This is a genomic window from Glutamicibacter sp. NPDC087661 (assembly GCF_044743275.1).
Taxonomy (GTDB): domain Bacteria; phylum Actinomycetota; class Actinomycetes; order Actinomycetales; family Micrococcaceae; genus Glutamicibacter.
Genome location: NZ_JBIUWE010000004.1, coordinates 29,052 through 42,723, shown reverse-complemented (window position 1 = coordinate 42,723; position 13,672 = coordinate 29,052). Strand labels below are relative to the sequence as shown.

General features: G+C 61.9%; 11 protein-coding genes and 1 riboswitch. Of the genes, 3 read left to right on the top strand and 8 right to left on the bottom strand.

Translation table 11 applies throughout. The annotated features are described in order from the left end of the window. Window position 1: 1 nt before the first annotated feature. Window positions 2-979 (bottom strand): hypothetical protein, encoded by a 978-nt coding sequence (locus ACIOTN_RS11630; protein ID WP_105658657.1) that lies wholly within the window; start codon window positions 977-979, stop codon window positions 2-4. Between the two features lie 92 nt (window positions 980-1,071). Here ACIOTN_RS11630 and ACIOTN_RS11625 point away from each other — a divergent pair, with 92 nt between their 5' ends. Then, window positions 1,072-4,254, top strand: a complete 3,183-nt coding sequence (locus ACIOTN_RS11625) for an HAD-IA family hydrolase (RefSeq protein ID WP_402735392.1) — start codon at window positions 1,072-1,074, stop codon at window positions 4,252-4,254. Between the two features lie 82 nt (window positions 4,255-4,336). On the opposite strand, the gene ACIOTN_RS11620 is transcribed toward ACIOTN_RS11625, so the two are convergent. From ACIOTN_RS11620 to ACIOTN_RS11590, 7 genes are all read right to left on the bottom strand, one after another. Then, the gene (locus ACIOTN_RS11620) at window positions 4,337-5,743 is read right to left on the bottom strand and encodes a sugar porter family MFS transporter (protein WP_105662185.1); all 1,407 of its coding nucleotides are present in this window, start codon (window positions 5,741-5,743) and stop codon (window positions 4,337-4,339) included. A gap of 215 nt (window positions 5,744-5,958) precedes the next feature. After that, a complete protein-coding gene (locus ACIOTN_RS11615; protein WP_105658654.1) occupies window positions 5,959-7,242 on the bottom strand; it encodes a uracil-xanthine permease family protein in 1,284 nt (427 codons plus the stop codon). A 27-nt stretch (window positions 7,243-7,269) separates the two neighbouring features. Beyond that, entirely contained in the window at window positions 7,270-8,694 is a 1,425-nt protein-coding gene (gene thiD / locus ACIOTN_RS11610; protein ID WP_105662184.1) for a bifunctional hydroxymethylpyrimidine kinase/phosphomethylpyrimidine kinase, read from the bottom strand. Then, window positions 8,691-9,332: a thiamine phosphate synthase gene (gene thiE / locus ACIOTN_RS11605; RefSeq protein ID WP_193058078.1), complete on the bottom strand. Its 642-nt coding sequence runs from the start codon at window positions 9,330-9,332 to the stop codon at window positions 8,691-8,693. Before thiE ends, thiD begins: the two co-directional genes overlap by 4 nt. After that, entirely contained in the window at window positions 9,325-10,119 is a 795-nt protein-coding gene (gene thiM / locus ACIOTN_RS11600; protein ID WP_013347455.1) for a hydroxyethylthiazole kinase, read from the bottom strand. Before thiM ends, thiE begins: the two co-directional genes overlap by 8 nt. Continuing rightward, window positions 10,109-10,203: riboswitch (TPP riboswitch) on the bottom strand. It overlaps the preceding gene by 11 nt. Window positions 10,204-10,237: 34 nt before the next feature. Next, a complete protein-coding gene (locus tag ACIOTN_RS11595; RefSeq protein ID WP_105658650.1) occupies window positions 10,238-10,606 on the bottom strand; it encodes a GntR family transcriptional regulator in 369 nt (122 codons plus the stop codon). Further along, window positions 10,603-11,940: a hypothetical protein gene (locus ACIOTN_RS11590; protein ID WP_041648256.1), complete on the bottom strand. Its 1,338-nt coding sequence runs from the start codon at window positions 11,938-11,940 to the stop codon at window positions 10,603-10,605. The genes ACIOTN_RS11595 and ACIOTN_RS11590 overlap by 4 nt, the downstream gene beginning before the upstream one ends. Here ACIOTN_RS11590 and ACIOTN_RS11585 point away from each other — a divergent pair. Then, window positions 11,927-12,157 carry a hypothetical protein gene (locus ACIOTN_RS11585; protein ID WP_041648259.1) on the top strand — a complete coding sequence of 77 codons (231 nt, stop codon included), beginning with the start codon at window positions 11,927-11,929 and terminating at the stop codon, window positions 12,155-12,157. The genes ACIOTN_RS11590 and ACIOTN_RS11585 overlap by 14 nt on opposite strands. Window positions 12,158-12,203: 46 nt before the next feature. After that, entirely contained in the window at window positions 12,204-13,655 is a 1,452-nt protein-coding gene (locus tag ACIOTN_RS11580) for an aldehyde dehydrogenase family protein (RefSeq protein ID WP_402735391.1), read from the top strand. The last annotated feature ends 17 nt before the right edge of the window (window positions 13,656-13,672 follow it).

The window sequence follows — 13,672 nt, the reverse complement described above, 5'->3', positions numbered from 1 at the left end:
CCTAGGAGATATCCAGGGTTCCCAAAACGGTCTCGGCGTGCTCCTGCAGTTGCTCGTCGCTGGCATCCAGGAGCAGGCGCAACCAGGTCTCGTGCTGCGACAGCGGCGCAACCAGGCAGGCTGGATTAATCAGGTCGTACAGCTCATCTGCTGAGCCGTAGGCAGAGAACTGGTCCAGGTACGCGAAAAGCACCTTCATCACTCGCTCATCACCGGTATCGCAATCCCACGCTTCGCACATGGCGGCCAGCGGCGTGTTCAGGGATGAGAAGGGGTGAGCCCAGTGCGCGGAGGACAGATTCAGGATGCGGCCGTGGTCTCCGGCCTCGGCAGGAACCACCACCTGCGACAGATCGAAGTTGCCGTGCTCGATGCTCAACGGCACCGCACCGGCATGAAGGGCAGCGGTGGCCCTCCTCAACTCATCGAGATGCGAAACCATCTTGTCCGCCATGGATCCATCCAGGTACAGCGGGTGTGCCGGGTCCAGGGACACATGCATCATCAGCGCCTGCTCGTACTGCTCGGGCAGGAACTGCGGGTCCACCACGGTGACCCCGGAATCAAAGAATTCTTCCTCGTGGCCCATCAGTGCGACCTGAAAGGAACCGAGCGAGGCCATGGCCAGCTCCCAGTTCTCCACCGAATCGCCCAGATCCGCCAGGGTGTGCCCGAAATCCGGGCTGAGCATGTAGCCGGCGATCCGGTCGATAGCCAGTGGCATCACCACGCGATCGGGCAGCAGCTGGCCGGCAGCGACCGTGGTCGCTGGTTCCGAAGCCAGCCCCGGAGCGTTGGCGCTGAAGATCAGATCTGCGGCACCGGTCTGAACCGCCGCCTGGATCTGGTGCAAATCTGCGGGCCAAAAATCCGGTCCTGCGGTGCGCTGAATGCCATATGCCTCGCACGCAGCATCGATCCACTCGGCGGTTGCCTCACGCCAGTCTTCGCTATTCCATACATCTATCCACTGAGCCACATTCTTATCGTAGTATGTCGAAGCAAGCGCGTTCAGTTGCTACGGTAAGGACTACGGCCAGTAATTCGCTCCTCTTTCGAAGGATTTCGATTGTGAACGCTTTTCGTCCTGAGTACCGACATCGTGATTACAAGGCCGTCCTCTTTGATCTGGATGGCGTGATCACTCCTACCGCGTTGCTGCATCGCAAGGCGTGGGAAGAACTTTTCACCACCTTTTTCGACAAGCACCCGGGCGTGGCCCCATACACTGCCGAGGACTATTTCAACCTGCTTGACGGCCGTCCGCGTTATGACGCGGTGGCGGCCACCCTCGAATCCCGCGGCATCAGCTTGCCCCGCGGGGATGAAAGCGATCTGCCGGGGGAGGGCAGCATCTGCGCGCTGGGCAATATGAAGAACGAAAAGTTCACCCAAGTGCTGCAGCGCGACGGGATCGACCCCTATGCTGGCTCCGTGGCCTACCTGCAACAGGTGCTGGATGCCGGGCTGGACGTCGCGGTGGTGTCCTCCTCGCGCAATGCCCGCGTGGTACTGGCTGCCGCAGGACTGGCCGAGCACTTCCCATTGGTGATGAGCGGCCAGGAAGCTGCTGCGCGCCGGCTGGCGGGCAAACCAGCCCCGGACACGTTCCTGGCTGCCGCCGCCGATCTGGGTTGGCGTCCGGAAGAATGCGCCGTCATCGAGGATGCCACCAGCGGGGTGAGGGCAGCGCGTGCCGGGGGCTTCGGCGTCATCGGCGTGGCCCGCGAAGGCAATGAGGCCGCCTTGCTGGATGCAGGGGCCCATTTTGTGGTTCATGACCTTTCCGAACTGGTCTCCGAGCAAGCAGCCAAGGCCTGGGAAGAGGACTCCTGGTCGCTGTGGCGCGGGAACCAGCGTGACAGCGATGGCGCCGAAGACACCGTTTTCTCCTTGGGCAACGGTTTTCTGGGTGCACGGGCTGCGCAACTGGGTCTGGGGGACCAAGGAGGTGGCACATTCATCAACGGGCTGCATGAGACCTGGGAAATCCGCCATGCCGAGAGCGCCTTCGGGCTGGCCGAAACCGGACAGACCATGATCAGCGCCCCGGATTTCCGGACCATGCGCGTGTTCATCAATGACGAAGCCCTGGAAGTCGGCCGCACGGAGATGCTGCGTGATGAGCTGCGCCTGGATTTCATTGACGGGACGCTGACCGCGCACACCCTGTGGCGAACTGCCGAGGGGCACCGGGTAGCCGTCACTGCCCGCTCAATGATTTCCTTCACGGATCGCCACGTGGCGCTGCAGGACGTGCACGTGCGCCTGCTCGATGCTCCGGCGCAGGTGCTGATCCAGTCTTCGGTCATCGGGTACCGTTCCAGCCGGAAGGTGGCTTCCCCGGAGGAAACCGATGCCGGGGTTCCTGCCGATCCGCGCAAGAGCGAGGAAGCCAGGGCCAACCCGCTGCATCCGGCGGGCACCCACCGCGATGGCGCGCGGCTGGGCATCTCGTACCAGGTCTTCGGATCCGGGATGTCGGTAGCAGCAATGGTGGAGCACGAGGTGGCCACCACTGGCGGAGCGCAGGCGGAGCTGTCCGTGGTCCGCCAGGTGGACGATGACCGCGCCGATGAAGTGATCAGCGCCAGGCTGGAAGCCGGGCAAGGCGTGCGCGTCTCCAAGTACGCGGTCTACCACTCCTCGCGGCGCCATCCTGCCCAGGAGATGCTCTTGCGTTCTGCGCGGGCCTTGGAGCACCTGGTGCCGTTGGGGATTGACGAGCACTTCCGCACCCAGCGCCGTTTCATGGCCGACTACTGGGACCGCAGCGATGTGGTGGTGGAGAGCGATGAGCCCGAGCTGCAGCGCAAGATCCGCTGGAACCTGTTCCAGCTCGCCCAAGCTGCCGGACGTGCCGACGGCCTGGGCATCAGCGCCAAGGGAGTAAGCGGCAACGGCTATTCCGGGCACTATTTCTGGGATACCGAGATCTATGTGATGCCGTTCTTGACCTATACGAACCAGCAGTGGGCGCGCAACACGCTGCGCGCCCGGGTCTCGATGATTCCTGCAGCGACCCGGCGGGCGCTGATCATGAACGAGGAAGGCCTGCTCTTCCCGTGGCGCACGATTAACGGCGAGGAAGCCAGCGCCTATTATCCGGCTGGCACTGCGCAGTACCATATCAATGCCGACGTGGTGTATTCGCTCAACCGGTACCTCGGGGTCATGGAGGATGACGAGTTCCTGCTGGCCGGCGGCGCCGAAATCCTCGTGGGAACTGCGCGCATGTGGGCCTCGCTGGGGTTCTGGCGTGGCGAGCAGGGCAATGAGCGTTTCCATATCCATGGGGTCACCGGGCCCGATGAGTACACCGCGGTAGTCAACGACAACCTCTACACCAATGTCATGGCGCGCTTCAATTTGCGCCGCAGCGCCCAGCTGCTGGCCGAAATGGCCCAAGAGCATCCGCGCGAGTTCGCGCAACTGGCCAGCAGGCACTCATTGGAAAACGAGGAGATCGCCCTGTGGCTCAAGGCCGCTGATTGCATGCACATCCCGTATTCCGAAACGGTCGGAATCCACCCCCAGGACGAGCATTTCTTGAACCGCGAAGTCTGGGACCTGGCCAATACCGGTGCGGATAAGCGGCCGTTGCTGCTGCACTACCATCCGCTGGTGATCTACCGCTTCCAGGTCATCAAGCAAGCCGACGCGGTGCTGGCTTTGTGGCTGCGTTCCAGCGATTTCACCGCCGAGCAGAAACTTGCGGATTTCAACTACTATGACCCGCTGACTACGGGCGACTCGACACTGTCGGCGACAGTGCAATCGATTCTCGCCGCCGAGGTGGGCTACCGCGATCTTGCCTGGGAGTATTTCGAGCACGCGCTGAACGTGGATCTGGAAAACCTGCATGGCAATACCGCTGACGGCGTGCATGTGGCATCGACCGGTGGCGTCTGGTCGGCGCTGATCTACGGCTTCGCGGGACTGCGCGACGATGACGACCAGCTGCGCTTTGATCCGCGGCTCCCGGAGAAATGGCGGGCCCTGCGCTTCAACCTCGGGTGGCGGGGCATGAGGATTTCCGTGGGCTTGCGGGCTGAAGCCATTGATTTCACCCTGCACGGAGCCTTCTCCCGTCCGATCTGGGTGCGCGGCCAGCAGGTGGACCTGCAGCCGGGGCAGACAGTCAGCGTGGCGCTCGCCGGCCAGGGCCCGACGCTGGAAGGGCGGCCAAGCTTGGAGCATGTGCTCTCGCTGCAAAGCGACGTCGGCGTGGATGTGCCCAACAAGGCCTGGTAAGCATCCGGGCACGCAAAAGGAGGCAGGAACCATCTTGGTTCCTGCCTCCTTTGCGCAATCCGCAATGCCCTGCGGGTGGTGCCTAGAGGGTCATCTCCTCGAGTTGGCGCCCCTTGGTTTCCTTGACCAGGAAGATCACGAAGATCAGGGAAAGCAACGCGAAGAATGCGTAGATGCCGTAGGCCAATGCCAAGCCTGCCTCGGCGAGGGCCGGGAAGGTGGTGGAAACGGCGAAGTTGGCGATCCACTGCGCCGAGGCTGCCACTCCGAGTGCCATGGCGCGGATCGAGTTCGGGAAGATCTCGCCGAGCAATACCCATACGGCCGGACCCCAGGTGGCGCCGAAGCCGACCACGAACAGGTTGGCCGAGACCAGGGCGACGATGCCCCAGCTGCCCGGCAGCGACACGGCGCCGTCGATGGTGACCGACTGCGCGAACGCTACCGCCATCATGCCCAGCGACACGGTCATGATGGCCGAGCCGATGGTGAGCAGCAGCTTGCGTCCCAGCACGTCGATCAGCAGCACCGCCACGATCGTTGCCAGCACGTTGGTCGCCGAGGTGATCAGCGAAATCGTGAAGGAATCCGATTCGGCAAAGCCGACGGACTTCCACAGCGTCGTGGAGTAGTAGAAGATCACGTTGATGCCGACGAACTGCTGGAAGACCGAGAGCAGGATGCCGACCCACACCAGCGGGTGGAAGCCGAAGCGGCCCAGCAGGTCCTTGAAGACCTGGCGGCGCTCGATGTGCACGGTGGAGCGGATCTCTTCGATCTTCTTTTCGGTATCCGTGCCGGCGTTCATGCCCATATCGCGGGTCAGCACGGTAGCTGCTTCAACGAAGCGGCCGCGCTCGACCAGGTAGCGGGGAGATTCGGGCAGGCGCAGCGAGAGCAGGCCGTAGAGCACTGCTGGAACCAGCAGCGACAGGTACATCCAGCGCCAGGCCGTCAGGCCGAACAAGCCGACGGCATCCGCCGAGCCCATGACGAAGACCAGCAGCGCGCTGACCAGGAAGGCCACGAAGATGCCCAGCACGATGGCCATCTGCTGCATGGTGCCCAGGCGTCCGCGATGCGCGGCCGGGGAGACCTCGGCAATGTAGGCAGGGGCGATCACCGAGGCGAAGCCCACGCCGATGCCGCCGACAATGCGCCAGATGATCAGGTCGGTTACGCCGAAGCACAGGCCGCAGCCGATGGCTGATGCTGCCAGGAGGATGGAGGCGAAGAGCATGGTGCGCACGCGTCCCACGCGTTCGGAGACCACACCCGCTATCCAAGCTCCCAGTGCTGCGCCGAGCAGGGCGCAGGAAACGGTGAATCCGATGGTTACCGCGTTGAGCCCGAATTCGTGCTCGACAGCGTCCACGGTGCCGTTAACGATTGATGAGTCATATCCGAAAACGAACCCACCCAATGCCGCCCCGAGGGCGATGAAGATGAGTCGCGCGGAGAGTTTTCCGTCTGATGTAGTCGCAGTCACAATGAGCCATGCTATCGGATTCGAGAGCCGCAGAATCCCGATTTCCCGATTTTTTATGGGAGATCGATCACAAATTGGAAGGAGTCCTTACTTCAAGACCGGGGGAGGCCCAGTGCGCGTCGCCGGTTCATGACTGGCCAGCTCCCGAATTCTTGGCAAAAAAGCAGGCCGGCATTGCGAGTTATCGCGATGCCGGCCTGCGGGGAATTTATTTGCTAGCTATCCGCAGGCTTCTGCGAGTCCGCCAAATCGTTGCCGCGCATCTTGGCGACGATACTCATCAGGTGGAAGACCACCAAGGTGGCGATCGAGCCCAGGGCGATGCCGCCCAGCTGGAGCTGGCCGAAAGCGATTTCCTTGGTCACCGCAATGGCGATAATCAGGCCGGTGCCGGCGGTCATCAAGTTGATCGGGTTGCCGAAATCCACCTTCGCCTCGATCCACAGGCGCGCGCCGACGATGCCGATCATGCCGTAGAGCACGATGCCCAAGCCGCCGATCACGCCTTCTGGAATGGTGCCGATCAATGCGCCGAACTTCGGCAGGAAGGCCAGGGCCACGGCCACAATCGCAGCGATCCAATAGGCCGCGGTCGAGTACACGCGCGAAGCGGCCATCACGCCGATGTTCTCGGCATAGGTGGTCGTGGCCGAACCGCCGCCGAAACCGGCGAGCACGCTGGCAGCGCCATCGGCCATCAGCGCACGGCCGTTGAACTTCGACAGGTCGCGATTGGTCATCACGCCCACGGTGCGCACATGGCCGATGTTCTCGGCGATCAGCACGAACACCGCAGGCAGGAACATCAGCGCAGTGTCGAAGTGGAAGGTCGGGGTGTGGAATTCTGGCAGTCCGATCCACTCTGCGGCAGCAACCGCCTTGAAGCTCACCTGCCCCTGGGCCAGCGCAACAAGGTAGCCGCAAAGAAGTCCCATGAGGATCGACAACCGGCCCAGCAGGCCCTTGAACGCAACGGTCGCGACCACGGTAAAGATCACCGTGAGGAAAGTGGTCAGCGGGAACTCGGTCATGGGAACCAGCGTTGCGCTGGCCAAATTCAGGCCGATGAGCGCCACGATGGTGCCCATGACCACCGGCGGCATCAGGGCGTGGATCCAGCCGGTGCCGGTCTTCTGCACGATCAGCCCGACAACGAACAGCAAGGCCCCGGTCATCACGATGCCGCCCAGCGCGCCGGACATGCTGTGCGACTGGGTGGTCGAGAGGACCGGGGCAATCATCGCAAAGGACGAGCCGAGGTAGCTGGGCACCTTGTTCCTGGTCATCAGCAAGAAGATGACGGTGGCCAGGCCGGTGAACAGCAAGGTCGTGGTGACCGGGAAGCCGGTGATGGTTGGCACCAGGATGCTGGCGCCGAACATCGCCAGGATGTGCTGGGCTCCGATGGAAACGGTCTGCGGCCAATGCAGCCGCTCATCCGGGGCAACTACCTCACCTGGGGTGATGGTCCTGCCGTTGCCGTGAATGCTCCAACTCATGATTCCTCTTCCCGGGCCCTGCGGGTTTTAGGCCGTAGAGAAGTCTACTCGGTTCTCGTGCGCCTGCGCGAAGAAAGAGCGCTCATGTTCCGCGGAGCGGATGAAAGCGGCCTCCATGCGGGCCCGCAGCTGCGGATCTGCCTGCTCGAACGCCTGGCGGACCATTTCGATGGCCTGCTCGGTGGCGGAATCGAATTCCTCGGATGCATAGGTTTCCAGCCATTGCCGATAAGGATGCTCGGCATGGTTGGCTGCCGCCAGCCGCTTGCCGATGTCCTGGTACAGCCAGTAGCAAGGCAGGATCGCGGCAATCAGCTCCCCGTAGCTCTCCTGGCTGGCGGCCAGGTGGTTGGTGTAGTTCAGCGTGGTGGCGCTGGGCGTATCAGCGAACTCATCCAGGTAGCTGCCGTGCAGCTGCAGCTCGCCATCGAGGATGCCGTTGGCGCCACGCGACCAGAAACGCTGTGCACCGAGATCCGGCGCCATCGAGCTGGCTAGCGAAAGCACCTTGGCGTAACGCAGCAGATACAGCGCATCCTGGGCGATGTAGTAGTGGAAGTCATCCCGGTCCAAGGTGCCCTCGGATAGCCGGGTGATGAAATCCAGCTGGTCGATTTCCTCGCGGATCGGCTGGATCTTCTGCCACCAGTCGCCCATGGGATCTGCCGTGCCGAAGAAGTCGATGAAGTGGTTGACCGGGCCGTGGCCGCTGCCCACCTGCAATTGGTCGGCCGCTGCGATGGCCTTGGAGAGGTAGGACTTGGACTGCTCCAACGCGGCGATCCAATCTCCAGTGGCAGCGAAGCGGGTAGCCAGAGTGCTGGAAAGGGTGCAGCCGGTGCCGTGGGTGTTCCTGGTGGCATGGCGCGGTCCGTGCAGCTCCAGCTGCACCCCGCCCGCCGACACCAGGGCATCGGGGCAATCCGCCCCGGCCAGGTGCCCGCCCTTGGCCAGCACCAGCGTGCCGTGCTTGGCAGCCAGCCGCTGGGCCTGGCGCAGGGCTTCGTCCCAGGAAGGGGCCACAGGCTCGCGCAGCAAGCTGGCCAGCTCCAGCAGGTTCGGGGTAATCACCGTGGCGCGATCCAGCAGTGAATCAAGGGCCGATTCGTCGTCGAGCAGGCGATCCCCGCTGGTCGCCACCATGACCGGGTCCAGCACGACGGGGGCGTCAACAGTTTCCAGCCAGCTGGTGACTGCGCGGATCACCTCGGCGTTGGCCAGCATCCCGATCTTGATCGCATCGATGCGGATATCTGTACTCACGGCTTCGAGCTGCGCGAGGACGAAATCGCCGCTGATCGCCTGAACTCCGGATACCCCATGGGTGTTTTGCGCAGTCAAAGCGGTGATCACGCACATTCCGTAGCCGCCGTTGGCGGCAATGGCCTTCAGATCCGCTTGGATTCCGGCGCCGCCGGAAGGATCGGAGCCTGCGATGGATAGGATGTTCATTTCGAGGCCTCCCAGGCTGCGACCAGCTGCGCGCTGGCAAGTTGCGGATCTTCGGCATTGCAGATGGCGCGGACCACGGCCAGGCCTGCGCCGCCGCCGGCGCGGATCGCGGCGGCATCGTCTTGGGTAATTGCGCCGATCGCTACGCAGGGCAGCTTGGCCAAGGCAGCGGCTCGCGCAAAGCCGTCCAGCCCCAGGGGAGCAGGATGGTCTTTTTTCGTCGGAGTGGCGCGGATGGCTCCTACACCGAGGTAGTCGATCACCGAGGCGTCCTTGTTCGCCTGGGCCAATTGCTCATCGCTGGAAGCACTCAAGCCGATGATGCCCTCGCCGATGATCTGGCGAGCCAACTGTACCGGCACATCTTTTTGCCCGATATGGATGCCGTTCACTGCTGCGCCAGCAGCCCGTGCCGCGAGGTAGACGTCAATGCGGTCATTGATCAGCAACTGGGCTTTGCCCTCGGTGAGCTTGGCAGCCGCGCAGGCCAGCTCGAAGAATTCCCGGGCGCTTTCATCCTTGGCGCGCAGCTGGATCCACCCGATCCCTCCGGCGACGGCGCCCTCGATAACTTCCAGGGTGCTGCGTGGGGTGCAGCTGGCAGTGTTGGCTACTAGATAAGCGCCGTAATTATGCATGGTTCAATTCCTCGTACTTCAAAGTCTTCAGTTCCCCGGGATCGGCAGCCGACAGCGCATCAAGGAAGGCAACTGCGAAGCTGCCCGGACCGGAGCTGCCAGCCAGGGCCTTTTCCGCGGCCAGGCCATAGAAACCGTGGGCTGCGATGGTGGCCTCGAACGGGTCATCGTGGACCGCAACCATCCCGGCGCAGACCGCGCCCAAGGCGCAGCCGCCACCTGTCATCCGGGTCAAGCCAATTCCGTTGGTATGCACCAAGACGGTACGCGTGGCGTCGATGATGGCGTCAGCCTGGCCGGAAATGGCCACTACGCAGTCGTGTTCCGTGGCCAGTTCGCGTCCCGCCGCCAAGGCGGCAGAAACCTCATCCAAGGCATCGACACCGCGCGAAGCAGATTGCCGGCCGGCCAGGGCCAGGATTTCCGAGGCGTTGCCGCGAATCAGGGTCGGGCGTTGCCGGACAATGCGCCGGGCAAACTCCGTGCGCACCGGAAGCGCTCCCACTGCCACTGGATCCAGGACCCAGGGGGTGCCTGCAGCGCTCGCCGACTGCACAGCTTCTTCCATGGCGGTCAGCTGTTCAGTGCTTGGAGTTCCCAAATTCACCAATACGGCTGAAGCTGCCTGCGCGAATGGGCCGGCCTCTCCGGGCAGATCCGTCATGGCCGGGGAAGCCCCGGATGCCAGCAAGACATTGGCGGTGAAATTGGATACGACGGTATTGGTCAGGCAAAAAACCAAAGGTGATTGTTGCCGGTATTTTTGGGCAACTGCATGCAAAGCCATGCGACATCCCTCCGCTAGCGTGAACTAGATCAGGTTCTACGGGTCTTATCTCAGTCGGTTGATCCGACACCCCGTGTCACTGCCATAGAGCGTACGCACAACCGGTTCCGAGGACAAGTTACTTACGCTCGCGCCGCGCCACCAAGGCCTTGAGCGTGGCCGCATCCACCTTCTGCGCGGCCGCCAGCGCCCAGAGGTGATCCACGGCGGCCAGGAGATCTTCACTGGTATCCACCGGCTGCGGCCGCTCGTTGACTACTGTGCCGGCACGGCGCCGGGAGGTGATCAGCTCTTCGGCTTCCAGCTCCTTGTAGGCGCGCGCCACTGTACCGGCAGCGACGCCGAGGTCCGTGGCCAGCGCACGCACAGTAGGCAGCTTGCTCCCCGAGGGCAGATCTCCCAAGGAGATCAGTGAAGCAATCTGCGAGCGGATCTGCTCATAGGGCGGGGTAGCTGCTTGGAGGTCAACACTGATCTGCGTGCTCATGAAGTAGCTGCCGGCTGATGTTCCCGCACGAAGGCGCTACCGGGGCGCTCTAGGAAAATGACTGCTGGGACAACGAAGATGAGCAATGCAAAGAGTCCCAGCCCGGCCGGGAATCCGTAGCCAATGAGCAGCATGGCTACCACTGCACTGGTGTTAACACGCATTGAACGCAGTTCCAGGACCTTGCGGTACCAGATTTCTTCGGCCGACGAGACAGCCCAGGGAATAATTGCCCGGCGGGAGAACCAGACGAATCCAAGATGGGTTGCCAGCAACAGCAGGATCAAGCCTGCAACCATTGTCTTGCCTGGAGGCACGAAGCCCCACAAATAGTCCAGCGGCGGATCGAGCAGAAAATAGGTGCTGGTGGCAAACAGCAAGCCAGCGGCGATGTAGGACCACAAGGGCAGGGGCGCGTGGTACTTGGGTGCTGCAGACGCCTGCCGGGCCACCGTGCTGACGTAGCTGAGATAAAGCGCATTGAGAACGGCATAGCTCAAAGCCGCACCGGCAAAGATCATTAAGATCCACGTAGTTCGCTCATTGGTAGGCATCTGGAGCTCGTCATCCAGTGGCAAGAATGACCAGCCGATTGCAACGCTGAGCAAGGTGAGTGCTGCAGTTACGTATTGCAAGGTGAATAGTTGATCACGCAAACGCGAGAAGGCGGTCCGTTCCCTGGTGGTGGATTGAGCTGAGAATGTAGAGCGCGGTCCCCAGAAGAGCAACGTGAGGGCGACCGCAAGGGCGCCATAGCTAACGAACTCGTACTGTCCATCCGGCGAATTAGCCTGCGAGTAATTGACCACCGACACGGTGAAGGCCAGCAAGACGATGCCGATATTGCGCATCAAGCGGTTGAGCCAGACCGTGCGCAACGCTTGGTTGTCTTCGGCCGAGATGCCGGCCAAGGCAGGTCTTTTCAGGATAACTACGGTAATCACAGCCGCGGCCACGATGATCCCTGCCAGGGCCACGATGAATACCGGGAGCATCTGTGTGCCCGGCAACCGCCCATCATACGGACCCTCCGACGTGTATGAATAGATGCCGTCAAAATCAAAGGTCGTGAATTCCGAGGCCGGAACGCCAACGAGCCCTTCGACTTTGGACGCCGGCCACAGGGAGCCGACCGCGATCAGCAGCAAAAGCCCAACGAAAGCCCCTAGGGCCTTGGGAAATGGAGTTGTCAGGCTGCGGGCCTCTAATGAAGCGGTGCGCACTGGCTGGAGTTCCTTGGGCCAAGTGAACAAGCCGATGAGGTAAACCAGAAGAACCCAGATCCCCGGAGTGAGTGCTTCAGCGAGAGCCGAACCTGAATTGGGCTCGGTCATTGAAACGCGCCAGGTCTCGGACAAATCCCATGAGGTTGAAGCAAAGAATGCGATCAATGCGCACCAGAACGAGTGGGATCGGGCCCGGTCGATAGCTGGTGTTCCACGCCTGTGCGCCACCGAACGCAACCAAACGCAGATGATTGCGGCAACGAAAGCGATGGATATGGCGCTCGCCGAGAACTGGTTCATGGAAATCAATGTATCAACTATTTGATACATATTGAATCCTCCGGCGAATTAAACGATGAAAAATAGTCCCAGTGACGTACGCTCAAATCATGGGTCTGTTTACTTCCACTCCGTTGCCCGAACCGGTCGGTGATTCCGCACCTCCGGTGGACGAGCATCCATCGCGCATAGCAACAGTTCTGAGCCATTTGCGGCGTTCTGCGGACACGCGGATCACGCATCCGCGACGCTTCCGCCTGCAGCAGCTCAAGGCCCTGGAGAAGATGCTCGAAGAGCATCTGGAAGACTTCGTCCAGGCCCTGGCCGAGGACTTGGGCAAGAGTGCCACCGAAGCCAAATTCTCCGAAATCGACGTGGTGCGGGCAGAAATAGATTTCGCCCAGCGCCACCTCGTTGAATGGATGGATTCCACCAGCGTCAAGGTACCGCTGGCTTTGCAACCAGCCATTGCCAAGGTTGAGCCGCGCCCGCTGGGGGTCGTGCTGATTATCGGCGCCTGGAACTACCCGGTTCAGCTGGTGCTCGCACCGCTGGTCGCGGCCATTGCTGCCGGCAACGCGGCGGTGATCAAGCCATCGGAACTGGCTCCTGCGACCTCAGGCGCCTTGGCCAAGTTCCTCCCGGTCTACCTCGACGAACGTGTCTACGCGGTAGTTGAAGGCGGGGTGGATACCTCCACGGAGTTGCTCGGCGCCCGCTGGGATCATATTTTCTACACCGGCGGTGAACGCGTGGCCAAGATCGTGGCTGCAGCGGCTGCGAAGCATCTGACACCAACCACCTTGGAACTGGGCGGAAAGTCGCCGGCCGTGGTGGAAAACGATTCGTTGGCTTCCGCAAAGCGCTTGGCCTACGCCAAATTCATGAATGCCGGCCAGACCTGCGTGGCCCCGGATTACGTATTGAGCGTGGGCGACTCGTCTGAGCTCATCAAGCGCCTGGGCCAGGCCATCACCAGCTTCTACGGCAAGGAGCCGCTGACCCATCCGGACTTTGGCCGCATCGTCAGCCGCAAGCACTTTGACCGGCTGTTGTCGATGTTCGAGCAGGGCGAGGTGGTTTTCGGCGGCGAATACGACGAGGATACCTTGCGCATCGCTCCGAGCATCATGCGCAATGTGGACCTCGAGGGAAGTTTGATGACCGAAGAGATTTTCGGTCCTATCCTGCCGGTGATCGAGGTGGAAACCTTCGAGGAAGCCCTCGAATTCATTGCCCGGCGGCCATCACCGCTGGCCGCTTACCTGATGAGCGAAAGTCCGCGCCTGCAGTCGATTTTCTCTGATCGGGTGCGAGCCGGCTCCATAGTGCACAATGCTCCGTTGGCCCAGATGATCGTTCCAACCCTGCCTTTTGGTGGCGTCGGACCGAGTGGAATGGGGGCTTACCACGGCAAACATGGATTCGAACGGCTTTCGCAGATGCGCTCAGAACTCAACAAAACGACCGTAGTTGACACCTTGAGCGCAATATATCCTCCGTATTCATGGGCTAAGCGAAAGATTATTGATCGCTTACTGTAGCGCGGTTCATAGCGTTA

Excerpts from the sequence above, each read along its gene's own strand:
- thiD (WP_105662184.1), bottom strand. The coding sequence starts at position 8,694 with ATGAACATCCTATCCATCGCAGGCTCCGATCCTTCCGGCGGCGCCGGA.
- ACIOTN_RS11595 (WP_105658650.1), bottom strand. The coding sequence starts at position 10,606 with ATGAGCACGCAGATCAGTGTTGACCTCCAAGCAGCTACCCCGCCCTAT.
- thiM (WP_013347455.1), bottom strand. The coding sequence starts at position 10,119 with ATGGCTTTGCATGCAGTTGCCCAAAAATACCGGCAACAATCACCTTTG.
- thiE (WP_193058078.1), bottom strand. The coding sequence starts at position 9,332 with ATGCATAATTACGGCGCTTATCTAGTAGCCAACACTGCCAGCTGCACC.
- ACIOTN_RS11590 (WP_041648256.1), bottom strand. The coding sequence starts at position 11,940 with ATGACCGAGCCCAATTCAGGTTCGGCTCTCGCTGAAGCACTCACTCCG.
- ACIOTN_RS11615 (WP_105658654.1), bottom strand. The coding sequence starts at position 7,242 with ATGAGTTGGAGCATTCACGGCAACGGCAGGACCATCACCCCAGGTGAG.